This window comes from Clostridiisalibacter paucivorans DSM 22131 (assembly GCF_000620125.1).
GTDB lineage: Bacteria > Bacillota > Clostridia > Tissierellales > Clostridiisalibacteraceae > Clostridiisalibacter > Clostridiisalibacter paucivorans.
The window spans coordinates 60,469-87,059 of the sequence record NZ_KK211075.1 but is presented as its reverse complement, the minus strand read 5'-3'; the positions used below and the strand labels follow the sequence as shown (position 1 = coordinate 87,059).

Genomic DNA, 26,591 nt, shown 5'->3' with positions numbered 1-26,591 from the left:
AAAGAATTATCCTTCGCTAATTATTCTATAAGTATATTTTAGCCTTAGGATATCTCTTTGTAAAAGTGTAATAAGAAATAAAATAAATTAATATGCTTAGAACACTTTTAAGAGTGGTTCTAAACATATTATACGAGGGGGATTAATAATGGAAAAAGTAAAAAAGTTTAAAGAAATTCGTATTCCTAAGTTGTGGGAAGCATTAGTTCCTATTATAGGTATGATGGTAATAATAATAGTAGGAATATTAAAATATGAGTTAGAGCCTCATATACCTATTGTCTTAGCATGTGTATTGGCTTCTTTTATGGCTGTTAGGTTAGGTTTTTCATGGAATAATATATTAAAAGGAATGCTTCAAAGTATATATAGAGCAATGGAGGCATTAATTATAGTAATGATAGTAGGTATGTTGATTGGTACTTGGGTTTCATCAGGGACTGTACCAGCAATGGTATATTATGGATTAGGGTTAATTTCTCCAACTATATTTTTGCCTACAGGGGCAATATTATGTGCAATAGTTTCAGTTGCAACAGGTAGTGCATGGACATCATCGGGAACTGTTGGTATAGCCCTTATGAGTATAGCAGCAGGATTAGGTATAAATCCAGCCTTAGCAGCAGGAATGGTAATATCAGGGGCTTACTTTGGGGATAAACTATCACCTCTTTCTGATAGTACTAATGTTGCAGCTGCAACTGCTGAAGCACCACTTTATGAACATGTGGGGGCCATGTTATCTACTACTTTACCAAGTTTTATAATATCTTTAATAATATATGGAATTATTGGGTTCAAAATTGGAGGGGGAAATTTTGATCCAGGTAGAGTTGAGTTGATTAGAAGTACTATATTTGAGAATTTTAATATCAATATATGGTTGTTAATACCACCGCTATTTGTAATAATTGCAGCAATTAAAAAAGTTCCCAGTATACCATCTTTATTGGCAGCATCAGGGCTGGGTGGAATATTTGCAATGATATTTCAAGGAAGAGGACTAGGGGAAGTATTATTAAATTTTCATTATGGATTTAAAGGAAATACAGGAGTAGAAATAGTAGATAAATTACTAAATCGTGGTGGTTTGAATTCCATGATGTGGACTATATCATTGATAATATTTGCATTGGCATTTGGAGGCATATTAGAAAAAGCAGGATTTACAGAGGTTATACTAGGTAGTTTAGTTAAAAGAGTTAAATCTTTAGGGGGATTAGTTTCGTTAACTATCATTACTGGGATTTTAGGAGATTTTGTATTAACAGATCAATATCTATCAATAATAGTTCCAGGTAGGATGTATGCAAAAGCATATGATGAACGAAATTTAGACAGGAAATTTTTATCTAGAACCTTAGAAGACGGTGGGACTATGTGGTCAGCATTAGTTCCTTGGAATGGATGTGGAGCATATCAAGCGGCAACGCTGGGAGTAGCTACATTTTCTTATTTGCCATATGCTTTTATGAATTTAATAAATCCTATTGTAGCAATAACATTTACTTATTTAGGGATTTTTGTGTTTTATAAAAATAAAAATAAGAACAAATAAAAGCCTCCACTTATTTGAGTTTAGGTTAATAGGAAAGGTGTAAAAACAGTTAGTAGTTCGTAGCTAGTAGTTAGTAGTTGATGGTGGAAATCCTATGGATTGCATCATTAAACTACTTACTACTAACCATTAACTACTAACTGTTTTATGTTTTTGTCACAGGTATATGTTCAGAACTTAGCAGTGATTATAATATTTATATAATAAATTATGATGATCAAGTTTATGTAAAATAATAGTTCCGTTAAAATTAGATTTAAGTTATAATGAAGATGTATTTATTATGTTTTTTTAGTTTTACATATTTATAGATAGTGAGAATGTTAAAAAAGCTAAATAGAAAGCATATCAGAAATAATATATGACTTTGGAGTGAGACTATGAAAAGTATTAGAAGTAAAATTATTTTAGTAAGTTGTTTCATATGTATTTTTAGTATCTTATCAGCAACTATAATTAGTTATAAAATATTATCTACAAATATAAAGGAACAAACATTTGCAAAATTAGAGGAGATTTCAAAGAGACATGCTGTAGAAATAGAAGGATGGATTTCTACTCAAGCAAGATTATTAAATGATCTTTATAATGAGCTTATGTATAAAAACGATTATAATAGGGACAAGCTGATAGAATATTTTAATTATAAAAACAAAAAAAATCCTGATGTCAAAGAGTATTATATTGCTTTTCCTGACAATGTTTTTGTAACAGGATTTAATATCTGGATTCCTGATGACGATTATAATGTTGTTGAAAGAGAATGGTATAAAAATGCTATACAAACTGATGAAATAGCAATCTCATCTCCTTATGTAGATATAAATCATGGAGGATTGATTGTTACTTTTTCTAAGGCTATTAGGACAGAACAAGGTATTATTGGAGTTTTAGCTGCTGATATATCTGTAAATCATATAGTGAATACTATTAATAAATCAAAACCTTTAAAGGGTGGATATGCTTTTTTAGTTGATAACAATGGAAATATTCTTGCACACCCTCAAAAAGAGTTTCTTTATTCAAAAGAAAATGGATTAACAAATATAAATGAAATTTATAATGAAGCTGCTATTTTGAAAAGCAGAGGAGAAGGTGGACTAAATAATATTATAGACTATAATGGAAAAGAAATATTTCTTTTGTATAATAATCTTGAATTTAATGGATGGGATATAGGATTAGCTGCTCCTGTAGATGAAGTAATGAAACCACTAGATAATATGGTATATAGCACTATAATATTATCTATAATACTAGCTATAATATCTGTGGTATTGACTTTTATCTTAGGAAACTCAATAGCCAAACCTATAAAAGTGGCAACTAATAATGTAGAAAAAATGGCTGAATTAGATATAACTGAAGATATTGATAAAAAATATTTAAATATGAAAGATGAAATTGGAAGGATGTTTAATGCTTTTCAAATGATTATTGTAAGCTTAAGAGAATTCTTATCTGAGCTTAATGATATTTCTAATAAAATATCTACTTTCTCAGATGAATTAGCTGTATTGTCATATAAATCTAGTATAGATACAGATAATATTGTAGAGAATTCAGCTAATATAGCAGAAATAAGAGATAAAAATGTAAAAAAAATAAAGAAATTAATTAAATGTATGGAAGATTTATACAATAAGACCAATAAATTCACTATAGAAAATAATAATATAAAGAATGAAGAAATAAATAATCAACTTGAATTAATTAATAAAGAAGTTGGAAAATTAACTAAAGAATTGACTCAAACTCAAGATATTGTACTATTTGAATCTATACAAACAAAAGATATTTATTCACTGATAGGAGAACAGAGATTGTTAATGGAAGAAATATCTTCCGCTAGTCAATGTTTGGCTGAATTGGGAGAAGAATTAAATGAATATATAGCTAAGTTTAAAAGTTAACTATTTTGAAGATATTCACAGTATAGAAAGCGATACAGGTTTTAGTAAAAAATATAGTGATAAATATAAAAATAGTATTTTCTGATGCCTCTGAGTTAGTTAAAGAATTAAGTGATGACCATAATAAAACAGATATATTTGAATTAGAAGCAGGAAAAGAAATAGAATGGATAAAAATAATAATAAGACTAATAATTAATTTAATCTAAAAAGCTATCTAAAAGAAATGGTTATTCTTGAGATAGCTTTTTAGATATTAAAGATTAAATAAATATTATCCAACAATTTCCATTAAGAACATAACTTTTGCAACAATCCAGCCTGAGGCATAATAACCCATAAATTGAACTCCAGTATGGATTCCGAAGATATTATGAAGTATTCCTCCAAACACTCCAATGGTTAGGGCAATAGCAATACCTAATATTCCAGCCTCGTAATATGCTAACATACAAATCAGCCCTAAGAAAGCACCAATCAAGGCTTCATGACTTACAGATTTAAACATTTTTTCTGTCCAAGATCGAGCATATTTAATTGCCATTGGATATGCAAAAAGAGATCCTCCAATTACTCCAATAATACCATATACAATATATTCCCAATGAACCATATAAGTATGAAGATTAACTACTGGATCAATGGTGAAAACAGGAGGAGCATTAAATAAAGGAGCCGCAGGTCCTAGGGCTACAGGACTTAGTGGAATGCCAAAGGCCAGTAGTGGAATAATTAATTCTCCTAAATAAGTAGCATTACTTACAGCATCTTGTACTCCTAGACCAGTTGTAACTCTGTCATAAAGTTCTTTAGAGCGACTACTAATCAGTTCTCCTAGCATGACTGTCATACCTACAGGAGAAAACGTAAATGTACAACCAGCTATTGCTGAAGCGCCCACTGCATAAGTGCTCTGTTTTTTTGTTAATACTTTAAATGGATTAGGGTAAAAAGAATTTTTGCTTTTAATATCGGGAGCAAGCCATATTTCATTTGGCTTATCACGCATCTGATTATTCCTGATGTGAGGAATAAATACATTGAAAATTTCTGAAATCATGGGACCTATAGTTATACCCATGAAAATTGATATAAATAACGTTTTCCCTGAGCCTTGCTTCGCTACCATTTGCAATCCTTGAATTAAGAAAGCAAAGGGGAATAATGCTATAACTGCACCCCATTTAGCTCTAGACATATAGGCTATTATCATAGCTCCTAAAGTGAAAATTAGACCTATATAGGGCTTGATATATCCACCTAAAGGAGCAAGAAGAACTGCAAATCCTACAGATATGGGGATAGCTACAATTGAGCCAATTAGTGAACCTGCAGCCATCTTTCTCATAGCTATATGAGGAATGCCTAATTTTTTAGCTATGGAACAGTTGTACACCATGGGAACTGCCATAGTACTTCCTGGTAATGCAGCCATAGCAGTTGGAATTGTATGGGAAATTTGCATAGCAACAATAATTCCTATAAACCACGAGAATAAAACAACAGGTTCGAATCCTAATAATACTAATATTAGAGTAACAGGGGCCATAGTTGCCGTTTCATCGGTGCCAGGGATAATTCCAATAATAGAATATAGAATGCCGCCTACCACTGAAGCTAAAAAGGCTTGAAGTATCAACATTTAAATCCCTCCTTTTTCTTTATTTTCATTATCTGTTTTGGACCTTAACTCTAATAAGGCAGTAAGATTCAGTTCTTCCATCTCATCTAAAATTTGTTTATCAACTGTTGAGAGTGCAAGAATTTCCTCTTCTAAGGTCATGCCGCCAGATTTAATAACATCTTCTATATTTTCTTGTTCAAATTTTTCTTCTACAATTCGTTTTGGTTTAAAAAGTTTTGCTGAAAGAATACCAGAGAGTACGCATCCTATAATTCCAATCATCAGTGCATATCCTTTAACTAATCCAGGCTCCAGTGTTTCTATACCAGAGAAAAACTTTGATCCTAGTATATATCCCAGCATAGTAAGGGTAATTCCTAAAATAGAAGAAAAAAACAATTCTTTTAACACTACAGTATCTCCCCAAACTTCAGCTAGGCGTTTATTAGTAGTAGACTCCATTTTAATCCCCCTTTATTAACATTGATTGTGTTAAAATTTTTTAGAGAAGTATTTTCTTTATGATTTTTTATTTTTCAATTCTTCAATGATTTCTTTAGCTCTATCCATACGGACTTTACCCTCTGCTATCATTATTTCTACTATCTTATCTACCATATCTGGTGATGCCCCTGCCATTACAGCTATATTTCTTGAATGAAGTGACATATGACCACGCTGAATACCTTCTGTTGCCAAGGCTCTCATCGCACCAAGGTTTTGTGCCAAACCAACTGCTCCAATAACTTCACCAAGCTCAAGGGCAGATTTTACTTTTAGAATCTTTACTGCAAGCTTTGCAATGGGGTGAACCTTAGTGGCACCGCCTACTAATCCCACAGGCATGGGAATTTCAATAGTTCCTGCTAAATCTCCATCTGCATTTTTCTCCCAATGGGTTAAGGAGGTATATCTACCATTTCTAGCTGCATAGGCATGGGCTCCAGCTTCAACAGCACGGGTATCATTACCTGTGGCTAGAACTACGGAACTTATACCATTCATAACACCCTTATTGTGGGTTGCTGCTCTATAGGGGTCTGCAGCTGCAAATTCATAGGCACTAATTATTCCATCAACAACATCTTCTCCTCCCAAAGCTTCCTTGTCCGCCACTGTTCTTACACGAACTAGACGTTTATCTGCAAGATTTGATAATATTCTTAAATAGACTTTACCTCCTGTAATTTTTTCCACATGGGGAGCAAGGGCTTCTGCCATGGTATTAACAGTATTTGCACCCATGGCGTCTTTCGTATTAACCATAATATGCAATACAAGCATTGTTCCTTGAGATGATGGCACTAAATTTACATCTAGATCTTTCATTCCACCACCCAAACTCACTAATAATGGATCTTGTTTATTTGCAATTTTGATAAGCGTTTCTCGAGATTCAAATAAACGGATTCTAGCAGCGTAAACATCAGGCACATTAATAACTTGTATTTGTGCTATCATTATGGGGCCTGTATTACATGCAAAAAAACCACCTTTTTTTCTACATACACGAGCCATATTACTAGATGCTGCTATCACGGAAGGTTCTTCTGTGGCCATTGGTATCACATAATCTTTTCCATTAATCAAAAAGTGTAATCCCACTCCTAAGGGAATTGAAAGGCTAGAAATGGCATTTTCTATCATTCTATCGGCCACATCAATTCCTAAAGCACCTTCTTTTTTTAGTGTATCAATTTCATTTTTTTCTAGATTTGCAAATTCAGCTACCTCCATTAATCTTTGTTTAGGTGAAAGTTTGTAAAAGCCACTATAAGAACTTGTTTTCATTAATCTAATCCCCTTTCTTTTAATTAAATATTGATTTTATAATAAAATATATCTTCACATATCAATGCAAAGAGAATATAATAATTTTATTTTAGATTTTTATATATTGCATATTAGAATTTCTATTAATGATTTTCCATATAGCTTCAGCTTTTCCCATGTATGCTGGGAGATGCTTGTCTAACTTTTTTTGCAAAAATCTATTTGCTTCAAGAAGTTTATCAAGATTAATACCAGTGTTATATCCCATAGAAGTAAACATATGAACTATATCTTCTGTTGCTACATTGCCAGTTGCACCAGGAGCAAAAGGACAACCACCTATTCCTCCTATTGAAGCATCGAATATTCTTATCCCACTTTTAAAAGCCGAATATACATTTGCTAGTCCCATTCCTCGAGTGTCATGGAAATGGACCGCTAATTTAACCTCATTTTCTAATAAATTCAATATATTTTTTATCATATGACTAACTTGGTCTGGGTTGGCCATTCCTGTAGTATCACCTAGAGATATTTCTTGTACCCCCATATCTACAAGTTGATTGCAAATTTCTATTACAGTTTTTTCTGGAACAGTACCTTGATATGGACAACCAAAAGCTGTTACAATATATGCCCTAAGTCCAGATTTTGACTCATGGGCTTTTTTAGCAATATCTCTTAACTGACTCAAGGATTGTTTGATTGACATATTTACATTGGCTTGATTATGAGCTTCGCTTGCAGAAACAAATACGGATAAATTTTTTGCTCCACTTTGTAAAGCCCTTTGGGCACCTATTACATTTGGTACTAAGGTAGAATAATTTACATTATTCTTTTTAGACATAATTATTTTTGTAACTTTTTCTGCATCTTCAAGTTGTGGCACATGTTTAGGACTTACAAAAGAAGTACTTTCAATACGCTTTAAACCTGCATCTACTAATAGGTCTATTAGCTTTATTTTAGATTCTGTATCTAAAATGACTTTTTCATTTTGTAAGCCATCACGGGGACCAACTTCTTGTATTTGGATTAATACATCTTCTTTCATAGATATCACTCCCATTTTTATAATGCTACCTTTAATAGACTATTTCAAGGAAATTAAACGGTCTAGTATTTTTAGGCATCTATATTTATAATTTTCCAAATTTTAAGTTATTTCTTTTCCTCCTTTTTTCTATATATAAATAGCAATATCCATGCCAGAATTTTAAAGACTATAGAATTATGTATAGTAAGGGGTTTTCACTGGTTTAATAAAAGCAGGTTAAAATAAAACTGTATACTTTTGATATAAAAAACAGGATTGTATGAAAATCCTGTTTACTTTAAGGCACATATGTTTACTTTTTGGCACTATTTATTCCATATTCCTTTAACTTGCGATAAAAGGTTCTTCTACTTATTCCTAATAATTTCATTGCTTTACTTTTGTTATTTTTGCTAGATGCAATTGCTTCAGTGATTATTTTCTTTTCTAAATCTTTAACTTCTTGTTGTAAGGTTCCATATGTATATAAGGATATATTTTTTTCTTTAATTGTAGTATTACTAATTGTTTTATTTATGTGGGGAGGCAAGTGTTTTAGTTTGAATGTATCATCTAAACACATAATAACAGCATGTTCTATACAATTTTTCATTTCACGAACATTCCCAGGCCAATTATAAGAATGAAAAAAGGAAAGTATCTCTTGAGAAAAAGATATTGATTTTTCATATTTATTGTTATAAATTTCTAAGAAATAGCTTGCTAACAATCCTATATCTTCTTTACGATTTCTTAAAGGAGGTATTTGAATCTCTACAATATTTAATCTGTAATACAGATCTTCTCTAAACTTTTTTTCATTAATCATTTTTTCCAAGGGTTGATTTGTTGCAGTAATAAGGCGAACATCTACAGGTATATTTTTTTGTCTTCCAATCTTTTCAATTTCTCCTTCTTGCAATACCCTTAATAGTTTTGATTGCATAGTTATAGGCATGTCTCCTATTTCATCAAGGAACAAAGTTCCTCCACTGGCTAATTCAAATTTCCCCATTTGCCCACCATGCTTTGCGCCTGTAAAAGCACCTTCTTCATATCCGAAAAGTTCACTCTCTATAAGATTTTCAGGGATGGCTGCACAATTGACGGTAATGATTGGGCGATCTTTTCTTTGACTATTGGAATGCACAATTTTTGCAATCATCTCTTTTCCAGAACCATTTTCCCCTCTAATTAATACTGAAGCTTGTGTTTTTGAAACAACCAGTGCTTGAGAAACTACCTTTAAAAAATTAGGGCTTTTTCCTATGATTTTTAATTTTGATAGTTCTTGTTGAGCTTCTACCTGTTTTTGGAAACATACAGCAACTTCATTGGCTCTTTCTACTTCTTTATTCAATTTAATCAATTCTGTGGTATCGGTAAAAATTGATACTGCTCCACCTAATGCACCATTTTGTTTAATTGGATATATTCTAACAGAAACATATTTATCTAAGGATTCAATATATTGTTTCTCCTTATTAATAGGTGTTTTTGTTTGTAACACATCTAATATTGCTGCTCCTGGTTCTATTTTTTGCATTGATTTTCCTATGATTTTGCATATTGGAACTCCTAAGATTTTAGAATAGGCATGATTTGCAAAAAAAATCTTACCTTTTGCATCAATAGCTACAACACCATCTTCAATTTTATTTAAAATATCGTTAGTTATGTATTTATTAGATGTACTAATGATATAAGACAATAATTCTTTATTTAATTCTCCAATTTTATAACTTTGGTTATCGATAATTTCTAAAGTAGAATTACTAAAAGTTTTATATTTGTTGCCTAGAGAGTATATGTCAGTATTTCCATTTATACCATCTACTATGTGCTTATTGCTCTTTAAAGGAGTCATAATATCTCGGATTTTCATTTTTATCCCCTTTCTTTATAACCTTATCTTATATTATTTAATATATAGATTCTCCAATATTTATATATTCCCTTTAGTAAATTAGTGTAAAATCAGTGTTTTACCATATGTTATGATATAAGCATACAAATCAATATCAAGAGAGGAATTTTTTTGAAAACTATATATATATGAAATTTTCATATAGGTGTAATCAGGTATTTTGATTTTGTAAGCATTGTAATGTAAACTATCTATATAAGTCATAAAAATTAATAGTATCAAAGTCAATCAAGTTACAACCAATTATATATTATAGTAGGAGGAAAAAATATGCAGTTACAATTGTTTGATTTTATAGAAGAGGTGATGGAGTATTTAGATAGTTTAGAAAGTGAAATAAATGTGGTTTATAATGAAATAGAAGAATATTTTAAAGAGATACTAAAATCAAATAGTGAAGAAGTTTTAAATATAAATTCAAGAGTTAAATCTCCTTTGAGTCTAAAAGAAAAAATACTTAGAAATAACTATTATCAAAAATATGAATCACCAGAAGAACTATTGTTAAATCTTTCTGATTTAATAGGGGTTAGGATTGAATGTAGATTTATTGAAGATGAGAGAAAAATATATGAAGTATTGAAGAAGCATTTTAATAAAAAGCTTTCTGATGGTTATTATTGTAATCCTTTAAATGAAAAAATCAGCTTGGAATTAACTAGTACTCAACCCCAACAACAAAAAAATGGATTTGAAATATATAGGATAGATGGATTATATAAATATAACAATAAAACTTTTAACTTTGAACTCCAGATTAAATCCCTTGTTAATATATTTTGGGGAGAAATAGAGCATAAAGTAATATATAAAAACAACAATTATATGGTATGGGATGGTTTTTTTAAAGATATAATGGGTTCAATTAAGAAAAATCTTACTATGATAGATAATCAGCTTCTATTAATATATAATCAGTTTAATAAATTAAACACTGTTGATACAGCAGCTAGAATAGATCAATTAGAAAAATTGTTATCAAAAATAATATATGAAATTTTTTCTGTTAAAATTAAAGATAGTATTGGGTTCACCATAGACTTTAGAAAATCTTGTGACACTATAATGCGGTATATATTTAGAACTAATAATGCTGAAAATCTAGAGGACTACAATAAAACTTTGCTAAAAACATTAGCTAGATTAAAAGAAATTGGTAATAATGACATTAACTTTAATAGAGAAATACAATTTGAGAGAGATGTACTATTAGATGATGAATTTTCCAAAATTATGGGAAGTACAATATTAAATTTGATCAACAGTGATTTCCAGTGTAATGTATTTTTTACAATATTGTTTGAAATAGAGCTTGGAAATAATGCAGAGGATTTTGAAACTTTTATAAAATTTATTGGAGATAGATTTAAGAACAATGATAGCTTTTTAAAACTGTATGCCTCATTTGAAGAAACATTGGCAAATAATATAGCACAGCTATTAATTATACAGATAGCACACAGTTTCACTGAGATAAAATCTATACATTTTTTAGATGATAATAGCATAGAAGCAATAAATAAGGTCACAGATAAAATAATTCAGTTAATATGTGAAAATATAACTTCTAATGATGATTGGTGTCAATTGCAGGATATATATTTAGAATTATTTAATTTAAAGATACTATCAGTGCTGGATTGGAAAATTGGAACTGCCAAGGTAACAAATTTAATTAAAAAAATTAAAAATTATTCAAATAAAAATATAGGTGTAAGATTTGGAGCATTGGAATATATGGATAAAATGGAAACATTGGATGAAATTGAAGCCAATGAAGTATTAAAACTATTTAAGACTATGTAGAAATGTTTTTGTCTAAAATTGACTAATATAGTAGAATAATATATATGATTAAAAATAGCTAAAGGGGGACTCAAAGTGATTGTAAGAAAGGCGATAATACCTGCTGCAGGTTTAGGTACTAGATTTTTACCAGCTACTAAGGCACAACCAAAGGAAATGTTACCTATAGTGGATAAGCCCACTTTGCAATATATTATTGAAGAGGCTGTAAATTCAGGTATAGAAGAGATACTGATTATTACTGGAAGGAATAAAACATCTATAGAAAATCATTTTGACAAATCTGTAGAGCTGGAACTGGAATTAGAGAAGAAAGGCAAGATGGATCTGCTTGAAGAAGTTAGAAAGATATCTGATTTAGTGAATATCCACTATATTCGTCAAAAAGAACCTAAGGGGCTAGGTCATGCCATATATTGTGCCAAGTCTTTTATAGGAAACGAGCCCTTTGCAGTATTATTGGGAGACGATATAGTATATGCAGAAAAACCTTGTTTAAAACAAATGATAGAGGTATACAATGAATACAAGACATCTATTTTAGGAGTACAGGAAGTAGATAAAGAAGATGTGTGTAAATATGGTATAGTAGATGGAAAATATATAGAAAATAGGGTATATAAAGTAAAGGGCATGGTGGAAAAACCTACTGTAGAAGAATCACCTTCAAATATAGCTGTATTGGGAAGATATATTATAAATCCACCTATATTTGAAATATTAGAACATACTAAGCCTGGAAAAGGCGGGGAGATCCAATTAACCGATGCATTGAAGGAATTAGCTAAAAGAGAAGCTATGTATGCCTACAATTTTGAAGGAAGAAGATATGATGTAGGGGATAAATTGGGATTTCTTCAGGCGACTGTAGAATATGCACTGAGAAGAGATGATTTAAAGGACGAGTTTTTGGACTATATTAGGGACATAGTTGATAATTATGGCTCTGTAGTTAGTAGTTCTTAGTTATTATAGAAGCTATTGAGATTTCGATATACAGTGGCAGTGATTAATCTTTCCACTGTATTTTTTTATTATATTTTCCATTGAAAAAAGAGAAGGATTGAAATATACTTTAGTTAGTACTTAAGCAAGAAGTAAAAGGGGAAGATTTTATGCAGAAGAAAATTAGGACTATATATCTAATAATGATTGATATACTAGCAGTAAATTTGTCCTACTATGTATCACTTTTTTTAAGATTTGAAGGAAAGATTGAACAAGGGTATCTACAAGTATATATGGACAACTTTATAGCCCTTACAGTTATTAAACTTTTAGTGTTCTATTATTTTAAACTTTATGAAAGTCTATGGAAATATGCCAGTGTAGAAGAGATGATACAGATAGTTGTGGCTGGTATGGTGGCCAATGCTGGTGCATTAAGCTATTTGTTTATAAATCAATCCCATTTTCCCAGAAGTATATATATACTTGCTGGTATGTTTGATGTGATATTTATAGGAGGAATTAGGTTTAGTTATAGGGCATTGAGAAGATTAAAGGATAGCGATATTAAACCCAAGGGAATAGAAAAAAGGGTTATGATAATAGGTGGTGGAGATGCAGGGGCAATGGTTATAAAGGAACTCAAAAACCATAAGGAGCTAAATAGTAAACCTGTAGCCATAATAGATGACAATCCTTCAAAGGAAGGACAGAGGATAAATGGAGTACCTATAATGGGACAACGTTATGACATAATGGGAGTTGTGCATAGAAAAAAGGTTGATGAAATCATTATAGCTATTCCTTCAGGAAGTAAGAAGGATTTGAGAGAAATTGTAGAGGAATGTAAGAGGACCAAGGCGAAGCTTAAGATACTTCCAGGTATGTATGAATTAATAGATGGAAAGGTAAGTATAAAGGAAATTAGGGAAGTTCAGATAGAAGATTTATTGGGTAGGGAACAAATAAGTCTAGATATCGACAGTATCAGCGGTTATCTTAAGGGAAAAAAGGTAATGGTAACTGGTGGTGGTGGTTCCATAGGTTCGGAGTTGTGTAGACAGATTGCCAAGTTCAATCCTTCAGAATTGGCCATATTGGATATATATGAGAATAATGCATATGATATACAGAATGAACTTAAATCCATATATGGTGATGGACTTACCCTAAAGACAATAATTGGTTCAATAAGGGATAAGAAGAGGATAGACCAAATAATCAAGGATATAAGACCTGATGTTATATTTAATGCGGCAGCCCATAAACATGTGCCTTTAATGGAAGACAATCCCAAAGAGGCTATTAAAAACAATGTCTTTGGTACCCTTAATCTTGCTCAATCAGCAGATAGGTATGGAGTAAAGAAATTTGTGATGATCTCCACAGATAAGGCTGTTAATCCTACAAATATAATGGGGGCAAGTAAGAGGATATGTGAGATGATAATACAATCCATGGATAAGGTAAGTGATACAGAATTTGTTGCTGTGAGATTTGGCAATGTATTGGGTAGTAATGGTAGTGTTATCCCACTGTTTAAGAGACAGATTGCCAATGGAGGGCCTGTTACTGTAACCCATGAAGAAGTTATAAGGTATTTTATGACTATACCAGAGGCATCTCAGCTGGTTATACAGGCTGGTGCCATGGCCAAGGGTGGAGAGGTATTTGTACTTGATATGGGTGAGCCTGTAAAGATTATAGATTTAGCTAGAGATTTAATAAGACTGTCAGGGTTTGAACCTGAAGTGGATATTCCCATAGAGATTGTGGGTTTGAGACCTGGTGAAAAATTGTTTGAGGAATTATTATTGGACGAGGAAGGGATAGAATCTACAGAGCATAAAAAAATATTTATAGGAAAACCCACATTTACAGATTATAGGCTTATGATTAATGCGATGGAAAACTTAAAGGAAATAGTGGACAATTCCGATGAAAATGAATTAAAATCTTATATAGCTCAGATGGTTCCCACATATAAAAATAATTTTGAGGTAAATGATGTATTTTGCAAAAATATTTTAAATGATGAAGTGTCAGCAAGTAAGGAAATTTAGCATTTATAGGATAGATTTAAAGTGTAAAGGGTACGGTATTAATATCGTACCCTTTAAAATTTTTTGTTTCAATATTATATCAGTAGGTATATTATAATTATAAAATTAATAAAAGTTTTATTAAAACAGATTTGAATGGAAAGGAAGTGATTATATTAATGAATAAAACGCAACAGAGATTAGGAAGAAGTTTAGGTTTCTTTCCCGTTTTTGCCATAGGAACTGGAACCATGATTGGAGCAGGAATATTTGTTTTACCCAGTATAGCTATATCTACTGCTGGGCCAGCAGCTGTACTTTCCTTTATAATAGGAGGACTCATTACTCTAGCTACAACATTTAGTGTTGTGGAGCTTGCCACAGGAATGCCCCAAGCGGGAGGAAGTTATTATTTTATTAGTAGGGCATTGGGGCCTATGTTTGGTACCATTATTGGATTGGGCGCATGGTTATCTTTGGTATTTAAAGGCTCATTTGCTTTAGTTGGGCTCGCAGAATATTTAAATGTATTTTTTTCAATGCCCATTGTTATAGCGGCTTTCGGTGTAGGAATAATCCTTTTATTGATTAACTATAGGGGAGCAAAAAGTAGTGGTAGTCTCCAAAATATAATAGTAGTGGGATTGATTTTAATTTTATTGGTATTTACCATTAGAGGAAGTGCTATGATAGATAAAAAATTATTAAAACCCTTTATGCCCTATGGTGTATCTTCAGTTTTTGAAACAACTGGGATTATTTTTATCTCATATTTAGGTATAGTAAAACTTGCAGCTATCTCTGAGGAAGTAAAAGACCCGTCTAAAAATATCCCTAGAGCTTTTTTAGGTTCAGTAATATTGGTTATACTTATATATGGAGGAATAATTATTACTGTAAATGGTATGGTGTCGTTGGAAAGTCTATTGAATACTAATACACCTCTTGTCTATGCAGCAACTATAATGGCAGGTACACCAGGTCGTATTATAATTACAATAGCAGGTTTTTTTGCTACAGTATCTACTGCCAATGCTGCTATTTTATCATCATCTAGGTTTCCCTTTGCAATGGCTAGGGACAATTTATTACCCCGTTCTCTAGTAGAGATACATAAGAAATTCCAAACACCTTATCGTGCCATACTTGTGACAGGAGTTACTATGTTGGGGTTATTGATATTATTTGATGTAGAGCAATTAGCTAAGTTAGGGTCTACTTTTAATGTAATGGTTTTTGTCTTAGTTAATTTTTCAGTATTGATATATAGGAAGAGCAAAAATCCAGATTATGCTCCTAGTTTTAAAGATCCTTTCTATCCATTTACTCAGATAATAGGTATAGTTGGTAGTCTTTTATTATTACCTTCATTAGGTGTATTTTCTATGGTGTTTGCTCTAGTGGTTATTATTATAGGGATATTTCTATATGTTTTTACTGGCAGGGATAAGATTGAATTTAATTATAGTATTCAATCTTATTTAGGAGAAGGAGAGGTACCTATAGATATTCACTCAGAAGAGAAAAGGATATTGGTACCCATATCAAACCCTGACAATGAAGAAGATTTATTGTATCTTGCTGATAGGCTAGGAGATATGATTATTGGATTAAATGTTGTTAAAGTACCAGAGCAGACGGCATTAAATGCTGCTAGAGAGTGTTATCATGATTCAAAAAGTAAGGATTGTAAGATATTAGAAAAGGTATTTAGTGAATGGACAGAAGTGACCAGTCATAGGCAAAAATATGTCATTACCTTTGACCATGATGTCTCTAATGCTATAATGGAACAGAGTGAAAAAGAGAAGGCCAATCTAATCATCATGGGATGGCAAAGAGGAAATAGATTACAATATGCAATAGGGGGAATAACCCATAAAATATTGACCAATGCTAAGACTCATATAGCAGTACTTAAGGGACATTTTACTAAAGATCCTAAAAAAATATTGGTTGCATATGATGGTAAACACAACTCTAGATATGGTTTGTTTCTAGGTAAAAGATTGGCTTTAAATACTGGTGCAACATTAAAGGTCTTGAGGGTTATAAATCCAGATACAAGTGAAGAAGAAAAGAAATATGCATTGGAAGAATTAAAAGAAATTGCTGAAATGGAGGAAAATATAGATGTACAATATGAGCTTTTAGAAAAGTATTCTCCAACAGATGCTATCCTTGAAGCAACAAATGACAGCGACTTGACTATTGTGGGAGATTCCAGTAAGAGGTTTAAGCGTAATTTTCTATCCACATTACCTCAAAGGGTGGCATCCCATTCTAAGAAACCTATTTTAATTATAAAGAGGTATCAATCTTCAACAAAATATCTTAGATTTTTTGAATAAGTAAAACCTTAGTAAATATTTTCGGGTGTTAAAGGGTGTATGATGTAATGGATGTATTTAAAAATAAGAAAATGATGGTGATTTTTTCATGGGCAATGGTTGTATTTTGGATGCTATTTATTTTTGCTTTATCGGCTCAACCAGCAACAGAATCTGGTAATCTCAGTAAAAGGGTAACAGAAGTAATAATAAAGGCAGTAGGGAGACTTGTATCTTTAGATATTGAAACAGATAATACCAAGGATGTAGTTTCAAAATTTGACCATATAGTACGAAAGTGTGCCCATGGTGCAGTATATTTTATTTTGGGTATATTGACCATGAATGCATTTATAACAACTGGGGTAAAAGGGTATAGGGCATTTGTTTTTTCTTTTTTATTTTGTGTCATTTATGCCATTTCAGATGAAATCCATCAGCTATTTGTGCCAGGTAGAGGTGCTCAAGCAGTTGATGTATTGATAGATAGTATAGGTGCCTTTGTGGGAATAGGATTATATTCCCTTTTGATGAGGTGACAATGAAGATTTTCTTTGTCACCTTATTTTTATGTTATAATATTTTTATGTTCAAAATAAGGGGATGATAATAATGCATAATCCAGTTAAAAGGGTAGCTGCTATCCACGATTTATCAGGCTTTGGTAGGGCAGCTCTTACATCAATAATTCCAGTTCTTTCATTTATGGGTATTCAGGTATGTCCGTTTCCCACAGCAGTTTTGTCTACTCATACTGGAGATTTTGAGGATTTTACATTTGTAGATTTGACTGATTCTATGGAAGACTATATGAATCATTGGAAAAAGGAAAATATAGATTTTGACTGTATATATAGCGGGTTTTTAGCTTCAACTAGACAAATAGATATAATTTCACAGTTTATTGATGATTTTGGTAATGAGTCCAATATCACAGTGGTAGATCCAGTAATGGGAGATAAGGGAGAACTGTATACTACTATGGATAAAGATATGGTACAAAAGATGAGGGGATTAATAACAAAAGCAGATATAATTACTCCTAATTTTACAGAGGCTGCTTACTTATTAGACAGGCCTGTAGTGGACAATATTGACCAATGTAAGGTAAAGGAGTGGCTTATGGAGTTATCAGATATGGGACCCTCCATAGTGGTTATTACCAGTGTTCCCGATGAATATGAATTGGGCAACACAGATGTGATGGCATATGATAGGATTAACAATAAGTTTTGGAAGGTAGGTTGCAAATATATTCCTGCCAATTTTCCAGGTACAGGAGATACCTTTACCAGTGTATTGATAGGCAGTTTGCTCACAGGTGATAGTTTACCTATAGCCTTAGATAAATCGGTACAATTTATAACGACAGCTATTAGGGCCAGTTATGGATTTAATTATAATAAAAGAGAAGGGGTGCTATTGGAAAGGGTATTAGATACTTTGAAAATGCCAGTTATACTCAATAGCTATGAGTTGATGGAATGAAATATATCCAGTAGTTGGTATACTACCGACTACTGGATATAAATTAGGACTTAAATATTCCCATGCTTCTTTTTAATATACCTGATAAATAGGCCAGTACCATACCATAGTTAGTGATTGGTACTCCTTGTTCTCTACACATTTGAATTCTGGTACTCATAGTTTTGCTGTTTACCATACATGACCCACAGTGTATGATCAAGTCATATTTTGATACATCATTGGGGAAGTCGTGTCCCATTCTAAAGGTAAAATCAAAATTTTTACGGAGGTGTCTTTCCAATCCATTGGGAATTTTAACTCTTCCTATATCTTCATGGGAATGATTGTGGGTACAACTTTCCGATATCAATATCTTACTTCCTTCTTTCAATTCTTCCAGCGTGTGAATACCTTCAATAAAGGCATTTAAATCTCCCTTATAGCGGGCGAATAATATGGAAAAGCTGGTAAGGGATATATTATTAGGGACTATTTGATCTACTCTATTAAATGCTTGGGAATCAGTTATTACTAAATCTACATGATTTAAATCTTTTAGTGCATTGGATAGCTCTGTGTCCCTTACTACATAGGACTTTATGCCGTGATCCAATGCATCTCTTATCACTTGAACCTGTGGCAGGATAATACGACCCTTCGGTGCCTCTGAATCTATGGGGACTACCAATATTATAGTTCCATTATACGGTACTAAATCTCCTACTATAGGTGGATCTTCTTCTTGCTTATGAATACCTTCTATTAGTTTATCCTTGAGTTCAAGGATATGAAATTCTTCTTTTGCCGATACAAATATGGCATTGGGATATATCTTTTTCAAATTATTAAGATTATCCTTAGACAATCTGTCTATTTTGTTGATAACAGTCATATATGGAATATGAAATTTTTTAAAATTGTGGATAGCTTTTTTATAATCTTCTTTATCTATTTTATTTCCATCCATTACATATATGGCAAAATCTGTGCGTTGGAGTATTTTTAATGTTCTTTTAACTCTAAGTTCTCCCAATGTACCCATATCATCCAACCCTGCAGTATCTATAAATACCACAGGGCCTAGAGGTATTAATTCCATAGATTTAGTTACAGGATCGGTAGTGGTGCCTTTTATATCTGATACTAGAGAAATTTCCTGTCCAATGATAGCATTGAGCAACGAAGATTTACCACTATTTCTATTCCCATATAATACTATATGGGGCCTGTTAGCTGAGGGAGTACTATTCATAAGAAACCTCTCCTTATTTTAATATTTTCGTTTCCAATTAATATTATCTCCTCTAGAAAAGTCCAAAATAAATCCTGAACTTTCAATACGTCCTTTGATACAATTCATGCATTCTGCTGCTTCTTCACCAGTACAAATTTTGCCATTATATAGAGAATATTTTTCCCTTACATTTGTAGGAGATAGATTGGGCATAACTACATTTGCCCCTGACTTTAGCCCTTTTTCTCTACCTGTGGGATGTAGAGTCCCCAATGCCGTTGTGGCAGGGAGTAGTACATCTGGCAATATAAGTCGGATCATGGCTAGAAGTATGGCAGTTTTATCTACTGTGCCTGAAGAACAGTTTCTTAATATAGTATCTTCATGGGGGATAAATGGACCTATTCCAACCATATGGGGACCTAGTTTTTTTAAGAATAGTAGATCCTGTACTAGATCTTCATTAGTTTGATTTGGAAGACCCACCATAAATCCAGCACCTACTTGATAACCTATGGACTTTAGGTCATAGAGACACCTTATTCTATTTTCAAAGCTCATATTTGGGTGTAAAGACTCATATAGGGATTTAGATGCAGTTTCGTGTCGGAGGAGATATCTATCTGCACCGGAGTCATAAAATCTTTTATAGGATTGATAGCTCTTTTCTCCTATAGATAAAGTAATGGCACAATGGGGGTATTGTGTCTTTATGGTTTCAATAATGTCTACCATTTTGTCATCGGTAAAATAAGGATCTTCTCCACCTTGTAATACAAAGGTACGGTATCCCAGTTTATATCCTGTATTACAGCAGTTCAAAATATCTTCCTTAGAAAGTCTATATCTGTGGGCCAAGGAGTTTTTGGCATTTATACCACAATAGATACAATGGGATTTACAATGATTAGTAAATTCTATCAAACCCCTTAGAAATACCTTGTTTTGATAATGTTTATTTCGTACCATATTGGCTTTTTCTTTTAGATATATTATATCTTTTGATGTCATATTGTTTAAGAGGTTAAGAAGTTCATTTTTAGATAGATTACTTTCAATATGGAGTTTATCAATTAATCTTTTCATAGATATCTCCTTTGCTATATTCTTTTATTTTACTGTCTTTTTAGAGATAGAAGTCTTTACTGATACATGGGGGATATTACCTAATTTTCCTGTTAGACTATTGATTTCATCCATTTCTCCTAAAACTGTTATGGAAATAACAGATATACCTTCTGTTTCAAAGGGGAGTCCCATTCGTCCCCTTACTATATGGGAATATTCTGCTATAGTATCATTAAAAGTCTTTTGAATTTTTTTAGGTTCATCTAGTACAGCGCCAATAACAGCAATTCTTTTCATATTTACACATCCTTTATTATACAAATAAAAAAACCTTCTCTAAAAAGAAGGCATAGAATTCATAATGAAACGTCTTGTATAATCCTTCCTTTCAGATGAGAAAAACTCCATTCTGTTAGGTCGTACTTATATATTATTATGGACAATGAAATTAAGAATACTCTCAATAACATTGAACTTGTTAATATTTTATCAATTAATGAAATTATTGTCAAGATAATAATTATTTTAAATATCAATTTTTAAATCTTCTATTTTTCTATACAGTGTCATGCGGGGTATTTGTAAAATTCTCGCTGCCTCTGCTTTATTGTTATTGCTTTGAGTAAGGGCGTTTTTAATTAATTGTTTTTCTACTTTTTTTATTATATTATAAAATCCTGAATCGTTTTTATTGTCTTTAACTATGGAATCTATGAATAGGTTTGCAGGCAAATCATTGGCAGTTATTATAGTATTGTCTGCATTTACACATGCCTTACCTAAGACATTTCTCAATTCTCTTACATTACCGGGCCAAGAATAACTTTTTAGGATATCCATGGCATTTTTTGATAATTTTCTATAAAAACCATATTCTTTATTGAATTCCATAAGAAAATTTTCTGATAGTTCAGGTATATCTTCAGTTCGTTCTCTTAATGGAGGTACTTCTAGATTTAATACATTTAATCTATAATATAAATCTTCTCTAAATTTATTATTGGCAACCATTTTCTCTAAGTTTTTATGTGTTGCAGATATGATTTTTATATCAATGGGGATAGGTTTATTATCTCCTATACGAACTATTTCTTTTTCTTGGATCACCCTCAATATTTTTGCCTGCATATAATAGGGCATATCTGCTATTTCATCTAGAAATATAGTCCCTCCATTGGCCAGTTCAAATTTTCCTATATTGCCTCCAGATTTTGCCCCAGTAAATGCCCCTTCTTCATAGCCAAATAATTCAGACTCCAATAGGTTTTCTGGTATTGCAGAGGTGTTTATACTTACAAAGGGCATATGGGCACGATTACTTTCGTTGTGAATGGCTTGAGCAAAAAGCTCTTTGCCCACACCACTTTCTCCAGATATTAATACATTGAGATTTAAATTGGCTATTTTTCTAACCTTTTTTTTACATAATGTCATGGGTTTAGCATTTCCTATGATATCTGATAAGGTGTATTTTGCACTATTTAATCGAGCAATTTCATTTTTGTATAGTGTAAGGTTTTTATCTAGTATTTCACATTTTTTTAATATTTCTTTCATTTCATTGACTTTTTCAAATAAAATCATACCTAGTCCGCCCATTAATTCGCCATTATTGTCAAATATGGGTATCCTGTGGCATATGGCCTCTCTATCATTGGGGAATACATGTCTCACAGCGATATCTGCTTTTTTTTCATTTAATGCTAGCAAAAATTTTGATGTTGGATTTATTTCGGTAACTAGTTTTCCTATCATATTTTTTATGGGAATTTGAAGAAAGTCTGAGAAGGCTTTATTTATATAGATCATACGGCCATCTTTATCTAAAAAATCTATGGCTATGGGTATATTATCAAAGGCACTATGACAAAATGCTATAAACTCTTTTGAATTAATAAAGTTTTTCATGAGGCATCATCCTTTGTGACATTTTCGTATATATATATAATACCATAAAGAAATAGAAAAGACATAGAGGGGCTGCTCTATGCCTTTAAATATGTTAGGTATATTTAGTATTATCTTATTTCAGGCTAACTTTGGCTTTAAGTATCTTATTTAAGGTATGAAAAACCTTATTCATATCTATCTTTTTATCTTCTGTATATAATTTGTATTCTTCATCTCTAGTAGTTACTGCAATATAAGCATTTTTAAAAAGGTTTCTCTTGTTTAAATTGATATCCTTTATATGACTATAATCTATAATTATATTATTTTTACTATATCTTATTATGTTATCGATATCTAAAGATGATAGATTGTCTCTTTTATTTTGACCAGGGTCAGCCCTGAGCATCCAGGGCTTGAAGCTTTCACCTAGCCATACTAATATCAATTTTTTGTTAGTGATAACTATGTCATAATATTGTTTTTGATAGAACCCTACTTCAAAAAATTTTGATAAAATATCTATTATATATTCACTCATATGGGAATCATCTACTTTCATGGTATGATTTAAGAATCCATTACTGCGTTCATATCACTATCTAGTTTAGGCTCTGATGTCATATATGAAACGACTATATATATTATAACAGAGATGACTAATGTCAATGTACCATTATAGATTTTGAGTGGAGCAAATATATTTTGATAGAATGATGCTCCCAAGCTTTTGGATACTTCTAGACCGACATTTAATAGTAGTCCAATTAATATTGACCAGAATGCACCTTCCTTAGTTCCACGTTTCCAGTTTAGACCTATACCTAATGCTGGAGCTAATGCTGCTGCGAAGGTTCCCCATCCAAATGCGCCCAATATGGCTATTCCTTTAGTTCCAAATATGAATGACACTATAACCGTAAGTATTGATAAGAATACTACTGCAATTCTACCATATTGCAATTCTTTTTTAGAAGAAATATGCTTATCAAATATTTTAGGGATATCTCTAACTATAGATGCTGATGCAAGGTTTATAAATGAGTCAGCTGTGGACATAACGGCAGATATGATACCAGCATATATGATTCCTGCCAATATTTTGGGAGAATATGTGTTTAAGAATATGGATATAGCATAGTCTGAATTTTCTAAAGCAGCTAATTCTCCTATCTCTACTTTATATCTTACTGCCAATCCAACACCTAACCATAGTAGTCCTCCCAACATGCCTGCTAAACCTGCCAATGCGGGACCCCATTTCAATTTTTTTACATCCTTTATCATATAGAATTTATGAGCAATTTGAGGCTGGCCAACTATACCTATAGATAGACAGAAGAACCAACCTATAGCAAGACCAGGACCTACTAGGCCATAGGGGCCAACAAACTCAGGACTTACTTTATTTGCAAGGGTGGCAGTCATATTTGCCATACCACCACCATGTACCAGTGTATAGCCAAAGACAAATAATGAAGCTACTGCCATTATGGAACCTTGGAAAACATCGGTATATACACCTGCAAGCATACCACCTGCGACAGAGTATATAAGCACTACTGCCATACCTATAACTACTGATGTTTTAAAAGACCATCCGAATATAGGTGAAAGTATAAATGCAAAGGCACTTATTTGAGTTGCTAAGTAAAGTATAAGTCCTACTAATGAAGCGATTGCAGATAAGAAACTGGCACCTTTACTTTTGTATCGGGCATATATTGCATCGGCAACTGTCATACAGTCCCGTGTTTCTGCTAAAAATCTCATTTTTTTACCTAGTATTAACCAAGCCATGGTAAATGATATAGAGGTGGGGAAGGTCATCCAAAGGGTACCTATTCCCAATTTGTATTCTAAACCAGGGCCTCCAACAAATACATATCCTGATATGGCAGCAGAAAATGATGCCATGGCAACTGCTACAATACCCAATTGTTTTCCTGCAACAAAAAAGTCTGATGAATCTTTAGTCTTTTTCATTGCCCAAAATCCAATAGCCAATACGATTAACATATAGATTATTATTACTGTTATGACTGTACTCATTATTTAATACCTCCTTTGGATTTAGTGAAGTTCTGTCTCATGACCTATTTTCTTTTCAAATTTTGTTATGTCACTATCGTCTAAATAGTCTTTGTCAAACCTAATACCATATACTAGAGTGCCAAATATATAGGGTAGAATCCATACACCATATACCATAATAGCTGTACCAGGCATAAACCCTAATACAGTACCACTAAATGTGGAACTGTCTATAAGGGTCATAGCTAAGAAGCCTATTGTCCAGATGATATAAAGCGAAATTAAAGAGAATTTCAACCCTTTTCCAATCTTGTTTTTTCTCAGTGCCCCCAATGTCATCCACGATACCATAACTATAGGGAATGAAAGTACAAGAAGTATAGGTAATTTAGCAACTTGAGCTATTAGCATAAGGATTGCTCCTACTAGTAAAATTTTTACCCAAGCATCATTTTTATTCATACTATAAAACCTCCTTTTATTATTTAGTTAAAAATTTTAAAAATATATTTACTAATCATACTTACCATATATAGTGTTTCTTAGATTGAAATCTAAGCCAATCTCTAAAATCAGGATGGGATATATCTATAAGGGCATTTACTCTGTCTTTTACAGACAATCCCCTTAGCCAAGCAACACCATATTCTGTAACCACATAGTCCACATCATTTCTTGAAAGGCTGACAATAGAACCCTGTTTTAGGAACGGTACTATTTTAGAGCATAATTTTTCATTTCCTGATTCATCTTTTGTCTTATAGGTAGAGTGCATTGCTATAATGGATTTTCCACCTTCTGAACGTTGAGAACCCAATACAGTATCTGCTTGCCCACCAGTTCCAGTATATTGGATATTGCCAATAGATTCAGAGGCACATTGACCTGTTAAATCTATTTCGAGACTGGCATTTATTGATGTGAATTTCTTATTATTTTTTATTTGAAATGGGTCATTAACCCATGAACCTGATTTAAACAATACTGTGGGATTATCGTCTAAATAATCATAAAGCTTTCTAGATCCAAAGGCAAAGGCACATACTGAATAGCCATTATAAAAGCCTTTTTTAGAATTATCCACTGCACCACATTCTATTAAATCTACCATGGTTTCAGTAAACATTTCTGTATGGATGCCCAAATGTTTTTTTACCTTCAATTCATTGGCTACAGCATTGGGTATATTTCCTACTCCTAGCTGTATTGTGGCACCGTTTTCCACAAGTTCAGCTATGTTTTGTCCTATTTGTCTATCTATAGCTGTATAGGGATTTATATTTACTTCTGGTACATCTCTGTTGGTTTCTACTATAGCATCTATTTGACTGACATGCACTATGTTGTCACCAAAGGTCCTTGGATAGTTGGGGTTTACTTCACATATAATATGGGCGCCAGCATCTATCAAATCCTTTTCGTATATATTACTTATGGATAGTGAGAGATATCCATGCTTATCCATCGGAGAGCATGTGCAGAAAAGTATCAATCTTTTATCTTTTACACCAGCTAATTTTTTCCAAATTGCTATATGGGCATGTTGAGGAGTAAAGGTAGCATTGCCTTTTTTATGGGCATCTCTCAATGCCTTAGTAAAATACCATCCATGATTAAACACTATATCTTTATATTGAGGATTTTTCATCACCTCATAATTTCCCATGGGCAGACAAGTTTGAAGTTGTACTCCCGATACTCCATTTTCCTTTATCTTATGAAGATTTTCCAATAATACCATAGGTTCAGCTGCTGCTTGAGCAGCAATTATTACGTCGTTTGTATTAATTAATTTTAATGCTTCATCTACAGATAATAGTTTATTCTTGTAGATTTCTTTGAAATTTTCCATATCTAATTGCCTCCTCAGTATCTTTTGTAATCTATATATATGAACAAGCAATATCTATGCCAAGTATAGAATGACTATAAAAA

21 protein-coding genes are annotated in these 26,591 nt (G+C 32.2%); 8 read left to right on the top strand and 13 right to left on the bottom strand.

Translation table 11 applies throughout. The annotated features are described in order from the left end of the window. Positions 1-148 precede the first annotated feature (148 nt). Complete coding sequence (nhaC, locus tag Q326_RS17645) at positions 149-1,558, top strand: Na+/H+ antiporter NhaC (RefSeq protein ID WP_034602538.1); 1,410 nt, start codon at positions 149-151, stop codon at positions 1,556-1,558. A gap of 380 nt (positions 1,559-1,938) precedes the next feature. After that, positions 1,939-3,471, top strand: coding sequence for a PDC sensor domain-containing protein (locus Q326_RS0115230; protein ID WP_026896135.1), 1,533 nt, complete (start codon positions 1,939-1,941; stop codon positions 3,469-3,471). Between the two features lie 274 nt (positions 3,472-3,745). On the opposite strand, the gene Q326_RS0115220 is transcribed toward Q326_RS0115230, so the two are convergent. The 5 genes from Q326_RS0115220 to Q326_RS0115200 all read right to left on the bottom strand — a co-directional run bounded on the left by Q326_RS0115220 (position 3,746) and on the right by Q326_RS0115200 (position 9,774). After that, positions 3,746-5,113, bottom strand: coding sequence for a tripartite tricarboxylate transporter permease (locus Q326_RS0115220; protein WP_026896134.1), 1,368 nt, complete (start codon positions 5,111-5,113; stop codon positions 3,746-3,748). After that, positions 5,114-5,557, bottom strand: coding sequence for a hypothetical protein (locus Q326_RS0115215; protein WP_026896133.1), 444 nt, complete (start codon positions 5,555-5,557; stop codon positions 5,114-5,116). A 57-nt stretch (positions 5,558-5,614) separates the two neighbouring features. Continuing rightward, positions 5,615-6,895 (bottom strand): hydroxymethylglutaryl-CoA reductase, degradative, encoded by a 1,281-nt coding sequence (locus tag Q326_RS0115210; RefSeq protein WP_347876193.1) that lies wholly within the window; start codon positions 6,893-6,895, stop codon positions 5,615-5,617. 82 nt (positions 6,896-6,977) lie between these two features. Then, positions 6,978-7,925, bottom strand: coding sequence for a hydroxymethylglutaryl-CoA lyase (locus tag Q326_RS0115205; RefSeq protein ID WP_026896131.1), 948 nt, complete (start codon positions 7,923-7,925; stop codon positions 6,978-6,980). A 295-nt stretch (positions 7,926-8,220) separates the two neighbouring features. Beyond that, a complete protein-coding gene (locus tag Q326_RS0115200; protein WP_245592123.1) occupies positions 8,221-9,774 on the bottom strand; it encodes a sigma-54 interaction domain-containing protein in 1,554 nt (517 codons plus the stop codon). 330 nt (positions 9,775-10,104) lie between these two features. Here Q326_RS0115200 and Q326_RS17640 point away from each other — a divergent pair, with 330 nt between their 5' ends. The 6 genes from Q326_RS17640 to Q326_RS0115170 all read left to right on the top strand — a co-directional run bounded on the left by Q326_RS17640 (position 10,105) and on the right by Q326_RS0115170 (position 18,448). Beyond that, the gene (locus tag Q326_RS17640; RefSeq protein WP_051531546.1) at positions 10,105-11,640 is read left to right on the top strand and encodes a GTP pyrophosphokinase; all 1,536 of its coding nucleotides are present in this window, start codon (positions 10,105-10,107) and stop codon (positions 11,638-11,640) included. Positions 11,641-11,715: 75 nt separating this feature from the next. Then, entirely contained in the window at positions 11,716-12,606 is an 891-nt protein-coding gene (gene galU / locus Q326_RS0115190; RefSeq protein ID WP_026896129.1) for a UTP--glucose-1-phosphate uridylyltransferase GalU, read from the top strand. 149 nt (positions 12,607-12,755) lie between these two features. After that, positions 12,756-14,651: a nucleoside-diphosphate sugar epimerase/dehydratase gene (locus Q326_RS0115185; RefSeq protein ID WP_026896128.1), complete on the top strand. Its 1,896-nt coding sequence runs from the start codon at positions 12,756-12,758 to the stop codon at positions 14,649-14,651. Between the two features lie 158 nt (positions 14,652-14,809). After that, positions 14,810-16,981 carry an amino acid permease gene (locus Q326_RS17635; protein WP_051531544.1) on the top strand — a complete coding sequence of 724 codons (2,172 nt, stop codon included), beginning with the start codon at positions 14,810-14,812 and terminating at the stop codon, positions 16,979-16,981. Between the two features lie 35 nt (positions 16,982-17,016). Beyond that, complete coding sequence (locus tag Q326_RS0115175; protein WP_245592122.1) at positions 17,017-17,499, top strand: VanZ family protein; 483 nt, start codon at positions 17,017-17,019, stop codon at positions 17,497-17,499. 73 nt (positions 17,500-17,572) lie between these two features. Further along, entirely contained in the window at positions 17,573-18,448 is an 876-nt protein-coding gene (locus Q326_RS0115170; protein ID WP_026896126.1) for a pyridoxamine kinase, read from the top strand. A gap of 43 nt (positions 18,449-18,491) precedes the next feature. Here Q326_RS0115170 and hydF read toward each other — a convergent pair whose 3' ends face one another. The 8 genes from hydF to Q326_RS0115130 form a co-directional block, all read right to left on the bottom strand. After that, the gene (gene hydF, locus Q326_RS0115165) at positions 18,492-19,682 is read right to left on the bottom strand and encodes a [FeFe] hydrogenase H-cluster maturation GTPase HydF (protein WP_026896125.1); all 1,191 of its coding nucleotides are present in this window, start codon (positions 19,680-19,682) and stop codon (positions 18,492-18,494) included. Positions 19,683-19,700: 18 nt separating this feature from the next. Continuing rightward, positions 19,701-20,750, bottom strand: a complete 1,050-nt coding sequence (gene hydE / locus Q326_RS0115160) for a [FeFe] hydrogenase H-cluster radical SAM maturase HydE (protein ID WP_026896124.1) — start codon at positions 20,748-20,750, stop codon at positions 19,701-19,703. Between the two features lie 24 nt (positions 20,751-20,774). Then, complete coding sequence (locus Q326_RS0115155) at positions 20,775-21,029, bottom strand: TM1266 family iron-only hydrogenase system putative regulator (RefSeq protein ID WP_026896123.1); 255 nt, start codon at positions 21,027-21,029, stop codon at positions 20,775-20,777. 228 nt (positions 21,030-21,257) lie between these two features. Beyond that, positions 21,258-22,640 (bottom strand): sigma-54 interaction domain-containing protein, encoded by a 1,383-nt coding sequence (locus Q326_RS0115150; RefSeq protein ID WP_026896122.1) that lies wholly within the window; start codon positions 22,638-22,640, stop codon positions 21,258-21,260. Between the two features lie 115 nt (positions 22,641-22,755). After that, positions 22,756-23,163 (bottom strand): hypothetical protein, encoded by a 408-nt coding sequence (locus Q326_RS0115145; RefSeq protein WP_156936334.1) that lies wholly within the window; start codon positions 23,161-23,163, stop codon positions 22,756-22,758. Positions 23,164-23,192: 29 nt separating this feature from the next. Then, positions 23,193-24,674, bottom strand: a complete 1,482-nt coding sequence (locus Q326_RS0115140; protein WP_026896120.1) for a sodium:solute symporter family transporter — start codon at positions 24,672-24,674, stop codon at positions 23,193-23,195. A gap of 21 nt (positions 24,675-24,695) precedes the next feature. Then, entirely contained in the window at positions 24,696-25,118 is a 423-nt protein-coding gene (locus Q326_RS0115135; protein WP_026896119.1) for a hypothetical protein, read from the bottom strand. 61 nt (positions 25,119-25,179) lie between these two features. Next, positions 25,180-26,508 (bottom strand): acetyl-CoA hydrolase/transferase family protein, encoded by a 1,329-nt coding sequence (locus Q326_RS0115130; RefSeq protein WP_026896118.1) that lies wholly within the window; start codon positions 26,506-26,508, stop codon positions 25,180-25,182. Between the last annotated feature and the right edge of the window lie 83 nt (positions 26,509-26,591).

Coding starts and splice junctions, on each gene's coding strand:
- Q326_RS0115150 (WP_026896122.1), bottom strand. CDS start 22,640: ATGAAAAACTTTATTAATTCAAAAGAGTTTATAGCATTTTGTCATAGT.
- Q326_RS0115200 (WP_245592123.1), bottom strand. CDS start 9,774: ATGACTCCTTTAAAGAGCAATAAGCACATAGTAGATGGTATAAATGGA.
- Q326_RS0115230 (WP_026896135.1), top strand. CDS start 1,939: ATGAAAAGTATTAGAAGTAAAATTATTTTAGTAAGTTGTTTCATATGT.
- Q326_RS17640 (WP_051531546.1), top strand. CDS start 10,105: ATGCAGTTACAATTGTTTGATTTTATAGAAGAGGTGATGGAGTATTTA.
- Q326_RS17635 (WP_051531544.1), top strand. CDS start 14,810: ATGAATAAAACGCAACAGAGATTAGGAAGAAGTTTAGGTTTCTTTCCC.
- Q326_RS0115155 (WP_026896123.1), bottom strand. CDS start 21,029: ATGAAAAGAATTGCTGTTATTGGCGCTGTACTAGATGAACCTAAAAAA.
- hydF (WP_026896125.1), bottom strand. CDS start 19,682: ATGAATAGTACTCCCTCAGCTAACAGGCCCCATATAGTATTATATGGG.
- Q326_RS0115215 (WP_026896133.1), bottom strand. CDS start 5,557: ATGGAGTCTACTACTAATAAACGCCTAGCTGAAGTTTGGGGAGATACT.
- Q326_RS0115205 (WP_026896131.1), bottom strand. CDS start 7,925: ATGAAAGAAGATGTATTAATCCAAATACAAGAAGTTGGTCCCCGTGAT.
- Q326_RS0115130 (WP_026896118.1), bottom strand. CDS start 26,508: ATGGAAAATTTCAAAGAAATCTACAAGAATAAACTATTATCTGTAGAT.
- Q326_RS0115145 (WP_156936334.1), bottom strand. CDS start 23,163: ATGAGTGAATATATAATAGATATTTTATCAAAATTTTTTGAAGTAGGG.
- Q326_RS0115135 (WP_026896119.1), bottom strand. CDS start 25,118: ATGAATAAAAATGATGCTTGGGTAAAAATTTTACTAGTAGGAGCAATC.
- Q326_RS0115140 (WP_026896120.1), bottom strand. CDS start 24,674: ATGAGTACAGTCATAACAGTAATAATAATCTATATGTTAATCGTATTG.
- Q326_RS0115185 (WP_026896128.1), top strand. CDS start 12,756: ATGCAGAAGAAAATTAGGACTATATATCTAATAATGATTGATATACTA.
- hydE (WP_026896124.1), bottom strand. CDS start 20,750: ATGAAAAGATTAATTGATAAACTCCATATTGAAAGTAATCTATCTAAA.
- Q326_RS0115170 (WP_026896126.1), top strand. CDS start 17,573: ATGCATAATCCAGTTAAAAGGGTAGCTGCTATCCACGATTTATCAGGC.
- Q326_RS0115220 (WP_026896134.1), bottom strand. CDS start 5,113: ATGTTGATACTTCAAGCCTTTTTAGCTTCAGTGGTAGGCGGCATTCTA.
- nhaC (WP_034602538.1), top strand. CDS start 149: ATGGAAAAAGTAAAAAAGTTTAAAGAAATTCGTATTCCTAAGTTGTGG.